General features: G+C 61.0%; 16 protein-coding genes. 8 read left to right on the top strand and 8 right to left on the bottom strand.

The genetic code is table 11. The features are described from left to right. Window positions 1-24 precede the first annotated feature (24 nt). The 3 genes from DET50_RS04040 (at window position 25) to DET50_RS04030 (ending at window position 3,571) form a co-directional block, all read left to right on the top strand. The gene (locus DET50_RS04040; protein WP_091998069.1) at window positions 25-1,035 is read left to right on the top strand and encodes an aspartate carbamoyltransferase catalytic subunit; all 1,011 of its coding nucleotides are present in this window, start codon (window positions 25-27) and stop codon (window positions 1,033-1,035) included. Next, window positions 1,032-2,339 (top strand): dihydroorotase, encoded by a 1,308-nt coding sequence (locus tag DET50_RS04035; RefSeq protein ID WP_113861601.1) that lies wholly within the window; start codon window positions 1,032-1,034, stop codon window positions 2,337-2,339. Before DET50_RS04040 ends, DET50_RS04035 begins: the two co-directional genes overlap by 4 nt. A gap of 200 nt (window positions 2,340-2,539) precedes the next feature. Beyond that, window positions 2,540-3,571, top strand: coding sequence for a putative solute-binding protein (locus DET50_RS04030; RefSeq protein WP_113861600.1), 1,032 nt, complete (start codon window positions 2,540-2,542; stop codon window positions 3,569-3,571). 33 nt (window positions 3,572-3,604) lie between these two features. Here DET50_RS04030 and DET50_RS04025 read toward each other — a convergent pair whose 3' ends face one another. Next, window positions 3,605-3,877, bottom strand: a complete 273-nt coding sequence (locus tag DET50_RS04025; protein WP_113861599.1) for an HU family DNA-binding protein — start codon at window positions 3,875-3,877, stop codon at window positions 3,605-3,607. 234 nt (window positions 3,878-4,111) lie between these two features. Here DET50_RS04025 and DET50_RS04020 point away from each other — a divergent pair, with 234 nt between their 5' ends. Both DET50_RS04020 and DET50_RS04015 read left to right on the top strand, forming a co-directional pair. After that, a complete protein-coding gene (locus DET50_RS04020) occupies window positions 4,112-5,176 on the top strand; it encodes a hypothetical protein (protein WP_113861598.1) in 1,065 nt (354 codons plus the stop codon). A gap of 27 nt (window positions 5,177-5,203) precedes the next feature. Then, complete coding sequence (locus tag DET50_RS04015; protein WP_113861597.1) at window positions 5,204-7,267, top strand: TRAP transporter large permease subunit; 2,064 nt, start codon at window positions 5,204-5,206, stop codon at window positions 7,265-7,267. On the opposite strand, the gene DET50_RS04010 is transcribed toward DET50_RS04015, so the two are convergent. Then, a complete protein-coding gene (locus tag DET50_RS04010) occupies window positions 7,258-7,971 on the bottom strand; it encodes a winged helix-turn-helix transcriptional regulator (protein WP_113861596.1) in 714 nt (237 codons plus the stop codon). The two genes, DET50_RS04015 and DET50_RS04010, sit on opposite strands and share 10 nt — an antisense overlap. A gap of 123 nt (window positions 7,972-8,094) precedes the next feature. Between DET50_RS04010 and DET50_RS04005 the strand changes: the two genes are divergently transcribed. Next, entirely contained in the window at window positions 8,095-8,457 is a 363-nt protein-coding gene (locus DET50_RS04005) for a group I truncated hemoglobin (RefSeq protein ID WP_113861595.1), read from the top strand. A 128-nt stretch (window positions 8,458-8,585) separates the two neighbouring features. On the opposite strand, the gene DET50_RS04000 is transcribed toward DET50_RS04005, so the two are convergent. The 6 genes from DET50_RS04000 to mutM all read right to left on the bottom strand — a co-directional run bounded on the left by DET50_RS04000 (window position 8,586) and on the right by mutM (window position 13,768). Then, window positions 8,586-10,121: a phosphoenolpyruvate carboxykinase gene (locus DET50_RS04000; RefSeq protein WP_113861594.1), complete on the bottom strand. Its 1,536-nt coding sequence runs from the start codon at window positions 10,119-10,121 to the stop codon at window positions 8,586-8,588. Between the two features lie 174 nt (window positions 10,122-10,295). Next, the gene (gene hslO, locus DET50_RS03995) at window positions 10,296-11,150 is read right to left on the bottom strand and encodes an Hsp33 family molecular chaperone HslO (protein ID WP_113861593.1); all 855 of its coding nucleotides are present in this window, start codon (window positions 11,148-11,150) and stop codon (window positions 10,296-10,298) included. 68 nt (window positions 11,151-11,218) lie between these two features. Beyond that, entirely contained in the window at window positions 11,219-11,626 is a 408-nt protein-coding gene (gene hslR, locus DET50_RS03990) for a ribosome-associated heat shock protein Hsp15 (RefSeq protein WP_091998052.1), read from the bottom strand. Window positions 11,627-11,667: 41 nt separating this feature from the next. Then, window positions 11,668-12,357 carry a GMP/IMP nucleotidase gene (yrfG, locus tag DET50_RS03985; protein WP_113861592.1) on the bottom strand — a complete coding sequence of 230 codons (690 nt, stop codon included), beginning with the start codon at window positions 12,355-12,357 and terminating at the stop codon, window positions 11,668-11,670. Window positions 12,358-12,441: 84 nt separating this feature from the next. Then, a complete protein-coding gene (locus DET50_RS03980) occupies window positions 12,442-12,774 on the bottom strand; it encodes a hypothetical protein (protein WP_113861591.1) in 333 nt (110 codons plus the stop codon). A 181-nt stretch (window positions 12,775-12,955) separates the two neighbouring features. Then, window positions 12,956-13,768: a bifunctional DNA-formamidopyrimidine glycosylase/DNA-(apurinic or apyrimidinic site) lyase gene (gene mutM / locus DET50_RS03975; RefSeq protein WP_113861590.1), complete on the bottom strand. Its 813-nt coding sequence runs from the start codon at window positions 13,766-13,768 to the stop codon at window positions 12,956-12,958. Window positions 13,769-13,986: 218 nt separating this feature from the next. On the opposite strand from mutM, the gene DET50_RS03970 reads away from it, so the two are divergent. Next, entirely contained in the window at window positions 13,987-15,165 is a 1,179-nt protein-coding gene (locus DET50_RS03970; protein ID WP_113861589.1) for a DesA family fatty acid desaturase, read from the top strand. A 125-nt stretch (window positions 15,166-15,290) separates the two neighbouring features. Continuing rightward, window positions 15,291-15,877 (top strand): transposase (locus DET50_RS03965; protein ID WP_147252191.1); only part of this gene is annotated, 587 nt, incomplete at its 3' end.

Raw genomic sequence — 15,877 nt, 5'->3', positions numbered from 1 at the left:
GGCAACACAGCAAACAGGCGACCCATGACCGCACACGACCCTTCCCCGCACCACTTGCAGCTGACCCGGGATGGTCAGTTGCGGCATTTCCTCACCCTCGACGGCCTGGACCGTGATTTGCTCACCGACATCCTGGATACCGCCGACTCGTTCATCGAGGTGGGGGAGCGGACCATCAAGAAAGTGCCGCTGTTGCGGGGGCGAACGGTGGTCAACCTGTTCTTCGAGTCCAGTACCCGTACCCGAAGCACCTTCGAGCTTGCCGCCAAGCGCCTGTCGGCGGACGTGCTGAACCTGGATATCAGCACTTCGGCCACCTCCAAGGGCGAATCCCTGTCCGACACCCTGCTCAACCTCGAGGCCATGGCCAGCGACATGTTTGTGGTGCGCCACTCCCAGAGCGGGGCACCGCATTTCATTGCCGAGAGTGTGACCCCCGGGGTTGCCATCATCAATGCCGGCGACGGCCGCCATGCCCACCCGACCCAGGCGATGCTGGACATGCTCACCATTCGCCAGCACAAGCAGCGGTTTGACGGCCTGAAGGTCGCCATTGTCGGCGATGTCCTGCATTCCCGTGTTGCCCGCTCCCAGATCCGGGCACTGAATGTGCTCGGAGCGGAAGAGGTTCGGGTGATCGCCCCGGGAACCTTGTTGCCCAAAGATGTGGAGAGTTTGGGCTGTACAGTGGAATACGATATGGAGAAAGGCATGAAGGACCTGGATGTGGTCATCATGCTGCGCCTCCAGAAGGAACGTATGGAAGGGGCTCTGCTGCCCAGTGAGCGGGAGTTCTACCGGTTGTACGGCCTGAATCGCGAGAAGCTGGCGCTGGCTCATCCGGAGTGCATCGTGATGCACCCCGGGCCGATCAACCGGGGCGTGGAAATCGAATCGGCGGTTGCCGATGGTCCCCAGTCGGTGATTCTCAACCAGGTCACCAACGGCATCGCCATCCGGATGGCGGTGATGTCCATGGCCATGGGGGGGCAGGTGGCAGAACGACAGCAGAAGGCAGAGAGGGCAAAGGCATGAGTCAAACCAGCAACCAATCCTCGCCGCAGCTGCTGATTACCGGAGGCCGACTGATTGATGGCGAGGGCCGGGAGGTCGAGAACGATGCCCTGCTGATCCGGGATGGCCGGATTGCCGCCACCGGCAGCCAGGCCCGCAGTACCGATGTGGATGACACTATCAACGCGGAGGGCTGGGTGATCGCCCCGGGTTTTGTCGATCTTTGCTGCAACCTTCGTGAACCGGGCAATGGCCAGAAGGGCAACATTGCCTCGGAAACGCGGGCGGCAGCCCATGGCGGGTTCACCACGGTTTGCGCCTCGCCGGAAACCTCGCCGGTCAATGATTCCGGGGCGGTGACGCACCTGATCCGGGATGTGGCCGCCAGTCGCTCCCCGATCCGGGTATTGCCCATCGGCGCCATCACCCGCGGGCTGGAAGGCGACCTGCTCAGCGACATGGCGGGTCTCAGGAACGCCGGCTGTGTCGCGGTGGGTAATGGTTCCCGCGGGGTGCGGAACGCCCGCATCCTGCGCCGCTGTATGGCCTATGCCCAGACCTTCGGCCTGACGGTGATGTTCAGCCCGGAAAACCAGGCCCTGGCGGCAGACGGCTATGCCCATGACGGTCTGGTGACCTCCCGCCTGGGGTTGCTGGGGATTCCCGAAGTGGCGGAGACGGCCGCGGTCATGGAAATGCTGCTACTGGCGGAGGAGACGGGTGTACGGCTGCATTTGAGCCAGCTCTCCTGTGCCCGCAGTGTCGAAATGCTGGCGGAAGCGCAGCAGCGGGGAATCAAGGTCACGGCCGACGTCGCCATGCACCAGCTGGTGTTTACCGAGGATGCCCTGGCCGGCTTTGACAGCCGCTTCCATGTGCGCCCGCCGCTGCGCTCCGAAAGTGACCGGAGAGCGCTGGTTGCCGGTGTCAGGGACGGCGTCATTGCTGCGATTGTCAGCCAGCACCAGCCCCATGATACGGCGGCCAAACAGGCTCCGCTCGCCGCCACCGAGCCGGGTCTGTCCACCATCGAAAGCGTGCTTTCGCTCGGACTGGAGCTGGTTGAACGGGATGAGCTGGCGTTGACCGACCTGGTGCGGGCTCTGACTACCGGGCCGGCATCCGTCATCGGTCGGACCGCGGGGCTCGGCGAGGGAGATATGGCCGATCTTTGCCTGTTTGACCCCACTGCGACCTGGACCGCCGACGACAGCACCCTGGTTTCAGCCGGACGCCATGCACCGGTCATCGGCCGAGAGCTGCCGGGCGTGGTCCGGCTGACCCTGGTCGAGGGTCAGAAGGCCTGGGACGCGCTCCAGGTCTGAGCCCGGAAATGCGGCAGAGGTCCGGTGACCTCTGTCGATACCATCACAGAATCTCCCCCTCTTGCTGAAAAGACCTTGATGGCAGGCACCTGTGCCAACGTATTCTTGTAGCGGTCGACCTAAGGTCGCTCAAGGACTACGTGGCAACGCCGGCACCCGGACGTTCCGGCGCCCGACAATAATAAATCAGGAGTCATCCCGTGAAATCAGCACACTTCCCGCATCGGGTGGCGGTGGCCGCCACCCTGTGCGCATCCCTGTTGTTCCCCTCTCTTGGGCAGGCCCAGGAACAGGCACCCAAGGAGATCCTCGAACGCAGCTTCTGTGTCTTTGATCCGGTGGGGGCCAATGGCCCGCTGTTCGCCATCACCAAGACCTTCCAGCCGGTGGCCCTGAAGCGGGGTATCAAGCTCGACCTGCGGGCCTATACCGATGAAAAGGTGGCGGCCGAGGACTTCAAGGCCGGCCAGTGTGATGCCGTTCTGCTGACCGGCACCCGAGCCCGCGAGTTCAACAAGTTTACCGGCAGCCTCGAGGCCATGGGCGCGGTACCGGGCGAAGAGGAGATGCGCCTGCTGTACAACACCCTGAGCCAACCCAAGGCCCGGCCGTTACTGGTGAACGGACCCTACGAGGTCGCTGGCGTGTTCCCGGCCGGCGCGATCTACCTGCATACGCGGGATCGCAATATCGACTCGGTGGAGAAGCTGCAGGGCAAGCGCATCGCGACCCTGGATTATGACGAGGCATCGGTGCGTATGGTGCGCCACGTCGGCGCCTCGGTGGTGGGTTCCAACTCCGCTAATTTCGCCGGCAAGTTCAACAACGGCAGCGTCGATCTCGCCTATGCTCCGGCGGTGGCCTACCAGCCCCTGGAGCTGTACAAGGGCGTGAATCCGGACGGTGCTGTGGTCCGCTATGCGCTCGCCTACATGAACTTCCAGGTGATCATTCACCGGGATCGCTTCCCGGATGACGCCGGGCAGATGGTCCGAGACCAGGCTATCCAGCGGCTGGACGAAGCCTACGGGATCATTGCAGAGGCTGAAGCCGGCATTCCCGAAGATGTCTGGATGAGCCTGCCGCAGGAAGATACTGCCGAGTACGACAAGATGCTGAGAAAGGTACGTCTGTCTCTGCTGGAGGATGGTGTTTACGACAAGCGTGCCATCAAGCTGATGAAGGCGATTCGGTGCCGGGTGGATGGTGCCCGTGCGGAGTGCGCCTCCTGAGAGCAAGGGCCCGCGGCGCGGGCCCGATGCTCCTTACTGAACCGCATCCTTCAGGGCTTTACCCGCCTTGAACCCGACCGTCTTGCTGGCCGGAATCCGGATGGACGCCCCGGTCTGGGGGTTGCGGCCACTGCGGGCCTCACGGCTGCGGATATTGAAGGTTCCGAAGCCGATCAGGCTGACATCCTCGCCACGGGCGGCAGCGGCGGATACCTGGTCGGTGAAAGCGGCAATGACTTCGCCGGCTTTTTCCCGGGTCATACCGGTGCGGTCCGCAATGGCGGCAGCGAGTTCAGGTTTACGCATGGGAGAGTCCTCTTATTGTCGTTGTCGACAGAAATCTATAGTGGCTCGGCGCAGATTGTGCAAACCGGGCTGTTACCAAAGCATCGGCTGAAGGCGTCATTTGCGGCCTCCGTCTCATAAAAACCGACCCTGACAAGCCATAATGCCCGCCGGTTACAGTTCGTAACATTTGGGCCGGCTGCCGGTGTCGAGTCCGCGCGATCAGAACAAGAATGTAAAAAAGGTACAGAAGTCATGACCGACCTCCGCAAATCCCCCCGATCTCCGAGCACCCTGCGGGTCCGCTTCCGTGGCCTGCTCTCTGCGCTTGCCGTCACGACCCTGGTCACTGGCTGCGGTGCGATTGACCACATGATGTACAAGACCACCGGTGACGTCATGCAGGGATTCTCCCGCAATCACACGGTTCCGTACCTGATGAAGTCACAGGATCTGGCCATGGGATGTGCCATGAGCGAGGCAACGGCACCGCTGCTGATGTCCTTCGGCCGGGTCACGGATGAACCGGACCAGCTGGCGGTCATGCTGTACCTTTCCTCGGGTGGTTGTGCCGAGGAGCAGGCCAGGGAGTACGAGCTGGATGCCCTGGCGGCCCTGCACGGAATGGAGGCGGAGGAAGCGGAAGATGCCATGATTCGCCAGAAACGGGCCTATGCTCTCGCCTCCCGTCGCTACTTCCGGGCCTGGCAGCACCATGAAACCCATTACGGCGAAGTCGGGACCGGTGAGTGCCCGGAATTCGAGGATGACATGGACGAGTTCATGTACTTCGCCGGCCTGCTGTCGGGCCTGCAGGCACTGAATGCCCAGATCCAGTCCACCTCGTCGATCGGTGTGCCGGCCAATATCGGTTCTGTCGTGGCACGGGGCACCAGTTGTCTGGCTAACGACAAGTGGTGGGGAGCACCCATGGCTTTGCGCGCTACTGTCTGGGCGATGATTCCCGGAGCCCAGCCCGAGGGTGAGGATGCCTTTGAGCGGCTGGAGATCGCCGACGATCAGGGTGAGGCCGCAGGCGTCCGCCTGCCGCATGTGTTCCATGCCATCGCCGCCCTGAACAAGGGTGATGAGCCACTGCTTCGGGAAGTTATTCGAGAGCATGCCGAATCCCTTGAGCAGGATCCGGCGAACGAGGACTGGCGCTTCGTCGACGCCATGGCCACCAACATGATCGTGGCCATTTCCGACCGGATGTGGGTGGAGAATACCGGTCACCGTACGCCACTTGGCCAGCTCGGCACCTTCTGGGACGACCGGAAAGAGTCGGTCGAAACCATGGATCTGGATGATCTGCTGTAAAAAAACGGTTGCCGGGGATAGTTAGTTATGACCAAGGCTGGTTTTCGTCGTACCGGACTGGAGTGGTTTTCGTCGCTGCCGGCCTGCTTGCTGCTGTTGGCGGTGGTGTTGTTCTCCACCAGCAGTGATATCCACAACCGGATGCTGCAGACCGGTGAGCAGCTGTGGAGTGGTTATTACAAACTCCGGATGGATCCGGTGGCACCGGAGTGCGATCCGAACCGGGATATCGAAGCCGCCGTTGCCGCCGAGATGGCGCAGGAGCCGGAGAGCGACGACCCGATGGCTGCGTTGCTCGGCGCCGAGGAAAAGGATCCGGACGAGGTACGCCTGGCGATCGAACGATCAGTCGCGGACTGCAAGGCGGCTTACCAGAATTATCAGAACCTGAAGAACAACCTTACGCCGGGGGTCAAGGTCTACCGGGCGGTGGAGCTGTTTGTCGCGGACGTCATCGCCCTTGGCCTGGAGTCGCAGCGCTACATCCTGGTCATTCTGGTCATGCTGTGTGCTGTGACCGCTACCCTGACCCGTCATCACATTGCCATGCGGGCGATGGAAACCCGGCTGGATTACACGGTTTCCCACGCCCTGCAAACCATTGCCAATGCCATGTTGCTGGGATCCAGCGTGATCTTCCGCCAGGCCAGCCTGGGGTCGGACACCCTGGTTTCCGGTGAGGAATTGCTGCTACACAACCTCTGGATCGCCGGCTTTGCCTGTCTGACCCTGGCCAGCCTCTATCGGTTGTTGCGGGTGCCCCGGGATCTTCAGGAAGGCGGCAACCTGAACAAGGCATTCCTGGCGGTGCCGCTCTATACCGTCATGTGCCTGATCTCGGGCACCTATTTCGCCCTGATTGGCCACGCCTCGGGCATTGGTATCTACCTGGGCAAGATGATGGAGCTGGCGGACATGTTCCTGAATGTCGGGCTGTATGTCTGGGTGGGTATGATGCTCAAGCAGACCCGTCTGGCGACCCTGGTGTTCAACGTGTTCCGGCCCTGGCGCATGCCGCCGGAACTGCTGGCGGTGGTGGCCGTGCTGGTGGCTGCGGTGCCCACCGCCTACACCGGTGCCTCCGGGATCTTTGTCATCGCTGCCGGGGCGGTGATTTACAGTGAGCTTCGTGCCGCCGGGGCCCGGCGCCAGCTGGCGCTGGCCGCCACCGCGATGTCCGGGTCCCTCGGGGTGGTGCTGAGGCCATGCCTCCTGGTTGTGGTGATCGCCTACCTGAACCGGGAAGTGACCACCGATGAACTGTTCGGCTGGGGTATCTGGGTTTTCATGCTGACGGCCGCAATGTTTACCCTGGTGGCACTGTCGGTAAACCGCCAGAGCCGGTTTGATCTGGCACCGTCCTCACAGGCGTTACCGGAGATGCTCCAGGCGCTGAAACCCCTGATCCCCTATGTGCTGGTGATTGCGGTGGTGGTCCTGTTTTACCGCTATGCCCTGGATGTGGGGATGGATGAGTTCTCGGCGCCCCGGTTGCTGCCGGTAATCATGCTGGCCATCCTGCTGTATGAGCATATCAGCCTGAAGAACCGCAGAGGCAGGGCGTCCGGGGAGATCAACCACCAGGGCCTGGAGCGCAGCGTCCGGGGCGCGACCAACGATACCACGGCGGAAATTGGCGCGCTGCTGCTGCTACTGGGGCTCTCAGTCAGCATCGGCGGTGTGATCGAACGCTCCCATATCATGCAGAGCTTTCCCCAGGCCTTCGACAGTGCCTGGTCCGCGATGCTGCTGATGGTGGTGATTCTGGTCATCCTCGGGATGATCATGGATGCGTTCGGGGCGGTCATCCTGGTAACCGCCACCGTGGCCAGTATTGCCTACGCCAGCGGTATTCACCCCGTCCACTTCTGGATGGTCACCCTGGTGGCCTTCGAGCTGGGTTATCTGAGTCCGCCGGTGGCGCTTAACCATCTGCTCACAAGGCAGGTGGTGGGCGAGGCCGAGGTCACGGCAGCGCAACAGGAAACCGGTACCTTCTATCAGCGCCACGAGCGGATCATCCTGCCCCTGATTGCCATGGGGATCTCGCTGTTGCTGGTGGCCTTTGGCCCGTTGATCTTCTACGCCTGATTGGCAGATTTCCAGATCACCTCGGGGGGTGGCCTGGTTCCGAGTTTTGACAGGGGGCTGGCGGTGAGCCAGTCCTGAAGCCTGCCGGCGAGCTCGGGGTTCCCCAGAACCCTGATTTCCCCCGACCCTATCGCCTCGTTGAGCGTCTGCTCGCAAATCCAGACCCGGGTCATCGCCCTGAGGGAGCTGCGCACAAACAGGTCGACCTCGTGGCCGGGATCGTGCAGGCAGAGGTCAATTTCACCTTCACGCGCCACCAGCCACCAGTGCCGGGCACCTTTCGGGGCGTCCGGGTACTCAAACTCCACCACCACCTGCCGATTACCAAAAACGTCAGGATTAATGCTCCGGCGCATGTCCCACATGAGCAGGCCTGCATCCAGATCCCCCTCGCTAAGGTCAGATCTGGCCCACCGGTGCCCCCAGGCACCCAGCAGCTCCACCACCGGCCGAAGCTCGCGGCCCGCCTCGGTGAGTTCGTAAACGGAGTGGCCCTGTTCGCTGCCGGTTCTGATCACACCTGCACGCTCAAGGGTCTTCAATCGGCGGGACAACATGGTGGGTGAGATCAACGGCAAGCCCCGCTGGAGCTCAGAAAAACGGGTACTGCCGGCGATCAGCTCTCGGATGACGAGGAGCGTCCATCGTTCGCACAGAAGCTGGGTAGATTGAGCAAGGGGACAGAATTGGCCATAGCTCAGCATCGCAGATCCTCCCCGCTTGGCTGAGTAAGACGACAGGAGCCGCTACAGATTGTGTAGTAGTTCGATCTACTGCAAATGCTAGTCTTTGATTGTTCGAAGCGCAAAACGCGCAGGGAGGGCATCATGAGTGAATCATTGTTCAACCGACTCGGCGGCGTGGAAGGCATCACGCAGATTGCGAATGATGTGGTTGATAACCATGCTGCAAACAAGCTTATCGGCGTCCGGTTTGCCGGCGCTGATCTGCCAAAACTCAAACATGCGGCGGCCACTTTCTTCGTGACCGCGACGGGAGGCCCATCCGATGCCTATCAGGGTAAGGATATGATGTCGGCTCACCGTGGTATGAACATCTCTCCGGCCGAGTTCATGGCCGTTCTGGACGACGCGCTGCTGGCGCTGGATAGGAATGGTATTGGTCAGAGGGAGCAGGAGGAAGTGCTGTACGCCCTGTATGGGCTGAGGTCCCAGGTAGTAGCGGTCTGAACGAATCCGGGGCGTGAACATGGGGTCAGATGAAAGCCTTCATCTGACCCCTTTTTATACCGCGAATCCGGATCATGAACCCGGGGTCAGAAGAACGCTTTCTTCTGACCCCATTTTCACTATGAAACTCAGCTCAGCTTCGGTCCGGCCTCAACGATGGAGTCGGCCACGTCGAACTTCTTGAAGTTCTCAACGAACTGGGCAATCAGTTCCTGGGCCTTGCCGTCGTAATAGTCCGGGCTGACCCAGGTATTGCGCGGGTTCAGCAGTTCGGTATCGACACCCGGCACGTGCTTGGGAACGTCCAGGTTCAGGGCGTCCAGGTGCTCGGTTTCCACGTCGTCCAGGTCGCCGTTCTGGATTGCGGCGATGATGGCGCGGGTGGTCGGGATGCTGAAACGGCTGCCTTCGCCGTAGGGGCCGCCGGTCCAGCCAGTGTTAACCAGGAATACCTTGCTGCCGAACTCGTCCATGCGCTTCATCAGCAGCTCGGCGTAGACGCCGGCCGGACGCGGGAAGAACGGTGCGCCGAAGCAGGTGGAGAAGGTGGACTTGAGCTTTGAAGAGGAGCCCATCTCGGTGGAACCCACCAGGGCGGTGTAGCCGCTCAGGAAGTGGTAGGCCGCCGCTTCACGGTTCAGGATGGACACGGGCGGCAGCACGCCGGTCATGTCGCAGGTCAGGAACACGATGTGGGACGGCTCGCCGGCCCGGTTCTCGATCACGCGCTTCTCCACGTGCTCCAGCGGGTAGGCACAACGGGAGTTTTCGGTGAGGGAAACGTCGGTGTAATCCGGTACGCGGGTTTCCTCGTCGATCATCACGTTTTCAACGATGGCGCCGAAACGGATAGCGTCCCAGATGATCGGTTCGTTCTTCTGGCTCAGATCGATGCACTTGGCGTAGCAGCCGCCTTCGATGTTGAAAACGGTACCCGTGCCCCAGCCGTGCTCGTCGTCACCGATCAGGTAGCGGTGCGGATCGGCGGACAGAGTGGTCTTGCCGGTGCCGGACAGACCGAAGAACAGGCAGGTTTCGCCAGTCTCGCTGACGTTGGCGGAGCAGTGCATCGGCAGCACGTCTTTCTCGGGCAGCAGGAAGTTCTGCACGGAGAACATCGCCTTCTTCATCTCGCCGGCGTAGTGCATGCCCGCCAGAAGCACCTTACGCTTGGCAAAGTTGATGATCACGCAGCCATCGGAATTGGTGCCGTCACGCTCGGGTACACACTCGAAGTTGGCGGCGTTGAGGATCTGCCATTCCTGCTTGTCGGCCTGGTTGTAGCTGTCCGGGCGGATGAACAGGTTCTGGCCGAACAGGTTCTGCCAGGCGGTCTCGGTGACCATCTTCACAGGCAGGTAATGCTCGGGATCGGAGCCGACGTGCACGTGGGCTACGAACTGGTCCTTTTCCGCGATGTAGGCTTCAACGCGATCCCACACGGCGTCGAACTTGTCAGCGTCGAACGGACGGTTGATCGGCCCCCACTGGATGTCGTCGGCGGTGCTGGGCTCCTCGACGATGAAGCGGTCCATAGGAGACCGGCCCGTACGATCACCGGTTTTCACCACCAGTGAACCGTTACAAGCCAGCTGGCCTTCGTTACGTGCCAATGCCAGCTCGACCAGTCGTGCTGTACTCAGATCAGTATAAGTGTTGCTCACTTCGACCTCGCCCTCGGGATGTCTTCGTGATTGCCCAGGCCGTCCCCCCAAAATTGACGGAAATCTGAGCAATCGGGTCAATTCAGGCGCGCTATTATGCCAGAGACGCCGGTAAAAAACGACTGCCCTGGAAGCCGCGCCAGCTGGGGCTTCCGGGCAAATATAAGTCCGCGTTCAGTGTAACGTATGGCCGGTGAAAAGGTGATCAATGTCATTTCTATCGAAGCGATAGTGAGAATGACAGAACTGGCAATCCATTTCGATGGAGCCCTGCTCATCCAGGATGCTGTAGCACTCTTCCTTGCCGATAGCCTCCAGGGCGCCAAGGGTCCGCTCCCGGGAACAGCTGCACCGGAAAGCCACCGGTTCCGGGTCAAACAGGCGCACCGTCTCCTCATGGAACAGCCGGTACAGCAGGGTCTCGCTGTCCAGTTCAAGCAGCTCGTCGGCCTCGACCGTGCGGGCCAGGTGATTGACCCGTTCCCACAGCTCGTCGTCCTCCTCGGTATGGCCCGGCAGACGCTGAAGCATCAGGCCGGCGGCACCGTTCTCGTCGGCGAACAGGAACAGGCTGGTGGCAAGCTGTTCGGAGCGCTCGAAGTACTCTTCCAGGCAGCCCGCCAGGCTGTTTTCCTCACGGGGCACGACGCCCTGGTAGCGCTGGCCCTGGGCCGGGGTGATGGTGATGGCCATGCGACCCTGGCCCAGCAGGGCTTCGAAATCCTCTTCGCTGATGGAATGCTCGTCAAACCGGGCCAGCCCGCGGATATGGCGGTCGTGGCTGCACTCGGCCATGAGCGTGCTGATCGGGCCGTCGCCCTGGGCCTGCAGTGACAGGGTACCTTCGAACTTCAGGGAAGAACTCATCAGCACACTGGCGACCAGTGATTCGCCCAGCAGCTCGCGCACGGAATCCGGGTAGGGCGCCTGGCTGCCGATTTCCCGAAAACTCTCGCCCAGCTGGACCCAGGCACCCCGCACCTGGCTGTGCTCGAAGATAAAGCGTTGGAACTGGTCACGGGATGCCATGGTCTGTCTCCTGGAAATTGAATACTGGAATCGGGGTAAAGGGTTGGTCGGTCCCGCCGGAGCGGGACTCAGATACCGTGCTGTTCGCGGAAGCGCCGGATATCCCGGCGGTCCTTCTTGTTGGGCCGGCGCGCGGGAGGTAGCTGGGCCGCCTGCATGGTTTTACGCTGCCAGGCGAGATCCTCGCGACGTTTCACGCTGTCTTCGGTCTCGTGATAGAGCTTCTGGGCCTCGGGCGCACCCCGGCGGCGGTCACTGATGTCGTCAATGATCACCACCTTTTCCTGCCAGCCCAGGCGCAGGGTCACCTTGGCGCCGGTTTCCACGATCTTGCCGGGCTTGCTGCGCTGGTTGTTGTAGTGAACCTTGCCGCCCTCGATGGCTTCCTTGGCCAGGGAACGCGTTTTGTAGAAGCGCGCAGCCCAGAGCCATTTGTCGAGTCGTACCTTCTGGTCGTCAGCGTTGGTCGCCGTCATGTCTCCTCACCTGATGAGCGTACGGTCGAATTATAACCGGCTCACCGGTTCGATGGCAGGGGTTGGCGTTGCCGAAGTGCGGGCAGGACTTCGTTGAAATGATGGATGCTGGGGATCTCCGGGTGCCGTTCCCGCGCCGGCTGCCGGCTGTCCGGCGCCAGGATGGCCAGGCATTGGCCGATGCCCGCAGTCCGGGCACTTTCAAGCACGGGAAAGCTGTCGTCCACCATCAGGGTGCTCGGGGCGGTGTAAGGAGTTACTGACTTCAGGTCCTGCCAGAACAGGGGATCCTCTTTGGGCTTGCCCAGGTCGTGGCTGGAAACGATGCTGTCGACATAGCGATCAAGCCCGGTGCGCTCCAGCTTCAGGGCCAGCGGATCGGGGTGGCAGTTGGTCACGATCACCGAACGCAACCCGGCGGCCTTGAGGGCTTCGAGAAAATCCGTGACGTGGGGACGGTAACCGATGCGGTCGCCCACTTCGGCCTTGAGCCCGGTAATATCAACGGACAGTTTCTCGCTCCAGTAATCGGTGCAGTACCAGTTCAGGGAGCCCCGCTCGGCCATGATCATGGGGATCAGGGTGTCTTTGGCCTGCTGCGGGTGCAGGTCGAACTGCTCGGCATAGCGCCGGGGCAGGTGCTCGAGCCAGAAGTGATTGTCGAAGTGCAGGTCGAGCAGGGTTCCGTCCATATCGAGGAACACCGTCTCAACGGAAGACCAATCCACCATAAACAAAACAGCCTGAAGAGATTTTCTTCAGGCTGCCGGAGAATCCCGGCCAAGACAAGCCGGAAAAGTACGGATTTGCGGGGATCAGTTGCCGGACTGTTCCACCGTTTCCGGCTTCTTGCCGGTGCGGGTGCAGCCGAGGCAGCGTACGAAGGTGGCCTTGGCCGGGCCTACCACCAGGACTTCGCCGGCTTCACCGGCGTTGCCGCCGAGCGCGGAGAACGGCAGGGATACCAGGTAAACCGCACTGCCAATAATGGTGGTGGCCAGCAGGGCAGGGCGGACAAAGAGCGCGTCTCCGGTCATGGCCAGCGCGGACGGAGTCTCATCGACGGCCTGGGCATGGCCAACAGATGAGAAAGCCATCAGGCAGGCTGCCAGGGTGGCCATGAGTGTGCGGGAAATCTTGCGGGTCATTGTACTGTCTCCTGAACTTTGTCGGCCCTGTTGATGCTCGGGTTTGGCAATATCGGCATGAGGGTCGGACATTCAAAGGACGACCCTATTGTAGACCGTGAGCATTAATCCTCTGTTAACTATGAATCATATTTGCGCATTTTCAAACGATTTTTCGTTGCAAAATGTGCGCTTTGCGACACTAGCGCTGGCATTTCGGGCAATAGACGGTGGAGCGGTTGTTCATCCGGATTTCCTTCAGGGTAGCGGCGCATTCCTTGCACGCCTCACCGCCCCGGCCATAGACCAGCAGGGACTGGGCAAAATATCCGGGCTTGCCATCACTGTTCACAAAGTCCCGCAGGGTGGTGCCGCCCATCAGGATCGCGGCGCTCAGGGTCTTCCGGATCGCTTCGGCGAGCCGGTGATAGCGTTCCAGGCTGATCCGGCCGGCCTTGCGTTTGGGGTGAATGCCGGCCTTGAACAGAGCCTCGTTGGCGTAGATGTTGCCCACACCCACCACCACGTGATTGTCCATGATGAACGATTTCACCGGTGTCTGTTTGCCCCTGGACAGCCGGAACAGCAGCGGGCCGTTGAATTCCGGTGACAGCGGCTCCGGGCCCAGATTCGCGATCAGCGGGTGACTGGCGGCGGTTTCGGTCCAGAGCCAGCAGCCGAAGCGGCGGGGATCGTTGAAGCGCACGATCACGCCGGAGGCAAGCGTCAGGTCAATGTGGTCATGGCTCTGGGGCGGGGCGTTGTCGGTGATAACCCTCAGGCTGCCGGACATGCCCAGATGCACAATTACCGTGCCGCCATCGAGGTTAATAAAAAGGTACTTGGCGCGCCGGTCCACGTTGCGGATGACCTGGCCTCTCAGCCGCTCGGGCAGATCCTCCGGAACCGGCCAGCGCAGCCGGCCATTGCGCACCACAACATCGGTGATGGTCTGGCCTTCGCAGTGGGGCGCAATGCCCTGGCGGGTGGTTTCAACTTCGGGTAATTCGGGCACGCGGGCGATCTCCGGTGGTCTGCAGCGGGCAGTGTTACCAAACAGGGCAGACAAGTGTAATCAGTAACAAATTTTCGGCCAAATTCGGTTGTTGCAGCGAACACCTGTACGCTAAAGTTGAGGTGTTGGTTTGTTTCCCCTTCGAGTGTTTGCGCAATACCCCGATGTATCGCTCGCCGAACGGCTGCAAGCCGCCGATCTGATTTTGAGGAAATACTATGTGGTTCAACGGTCTCCTTGACCTCTCGGTGCCGCAACTGATCCTGGTTGCCCTGGCCCTGACGCATGTCACCATCGTAAGCGTGACGCTTTATCTGCACCGCCATTCCGCCCATAACTCGCTGGATCTGCATCCTGCGCTGGCGCATTTTTTCCGGTTCTGGCTGTGGCTGACCACCGCCCAGAACACCAAGGAGTGGACGGCGATCCATCGCAAGCACCACGCCAAGTGTGAAACCGAGGAAGACCCCCACAGCCCGGTGGTTCTGGGCATCCGGAAAGTGCTCCTCGAAGGCGCCGAACTCTACGCCGAGGCGGCTACCCCGGAAACCCTGCAACGCTATGGCCAGCGCACCCCGGAAGACTGGGTCGAGCGCAAACTCTATACCCCGCACAAGCATCTCGGCATTGTCATCATGGCAGCGCTCAACCTGATGCTGTTCGGCGTGCACGGTATCTGGATCTGGGCCCTGCAAATGCTCTGGATTCCGGTCTGGGCGGCTGGTGTGGTCAATGGCATCGGCCATTACCTGGGCTACCGCAACTTCGAGTGCGCTGATAATGCCCGCAACATCTCCCCGATCGGCATCCTGATCGGCGGCGAGGAGCTGCACAACAACCACCACACCTACCCGAATTCTTCCAAACTGTCCCGGCGCTGGTACGAGGTGGACATTGGCTGGGGCTACATCCGCCTGTTCCAGCTGTTCGGTCTGGCCAAACCCAAGGGTTACCGCCCCATCGCCCATTACGTACCGGGCAAGCAGGACGTGGATGTGGAAACCGTGATGGCTATTGCCAACAACCGCTTCGACATCATGCGTCAGTACCGCAAGCGGGTGATGGAGCCGGTGCTGCGCCAGCAGAAAGCGCTGATGGATGACGAAATCCGCCCGCGCTACCGCAAGCTCAAGCGCCTGCTGTCACGGGAAGTCACGCTGATCCACCCGCGGGAGAAAGAGCACCTGGAAACCGTGCTGGAGCGGCACGAGATCCTCAGGCAGATCTACGAAAAGAGCCACGAACTCCAGGCCCTGTGGCGCCAGCGCGGGCTCAAGCCCCAGGAAAAACTGCAGGCGCTGATGGACTGGTGCAAAGAGGCGGAAGCCAGCGGCATCCGCTACCTCGAAGAGTTCGCCGCGCACCTGCGGGCCTACTCGCTGCGGCCGGCGGCCTGAGCGGGCACCCATGAAAAAGGGGTCGGAAGAAAACTTTCTTCCGACCCCCCAGATTGCTGACAAACCCTCGCCATCGCGGCGGGGGTTTGTTGTAATTGGGGTATCGACTTTTCAGAGGCTGCCCCATGCTCAAAGAGCCGTCCCCGCAACAACATGAACTCGAGATGGTCAGTCTCGAATCGCTGGTTCCCGATAATCACCTTCTCCGCAAAATTGATCAGTACATCGATTTCGAATTTATCCGTGACCGGGTGCGTCATTTGTACTGCTCGAACAATGGCCGGCCGGCACTGGATCCGGTGGTGCTATTCAAAATGCTGTTTCTGGGCTATCTGTTCGGCATTCGCAGTGAACGGCAGTTGGTGCGGGAGATACAGGTCAACGTGGCGTATCGCTGGTTCTTGCGCTTCAACCTGACTGACAAGATTCCAGACGCTTCCACCCTGAGCCAAAACCGCCGGCGGCGGTTCCAGGATAGCAGCATCTATCAGGAGATCTTTGATGAGATCGTGCTTCAGGCGATGGGCTATGATCTGGTTGGTGGCGAAGTGCTTTATACCGACAGCACGCACCTCAAGGCCAATGCCAACAAGAACAAGTATGACCTGAAGCAGGCGGAGGAGAAGGTGGCCGCCTACCTCGACAGTCTGGAAGACGCCATCGAAGGCGATCGTAAAGCCCAGGGTAAAAAGCCCTTGAAAACGAAGCTGTC

Origin of the sequence: Marinobacter pelagius (genome assembly GCF_003315345.1) — a bacterium.
Taxonomy (GTDB): domain Bacteria; phylum Pseudomonadota; class Gammaproteobacteria; order Pseudomonadales; family Oleiphilaceae; genus Marinobacter; species Marinobacter pelagius_A.
This window is presented reverse-complemented; position numbering and strand designations above follow the sequence as displayed.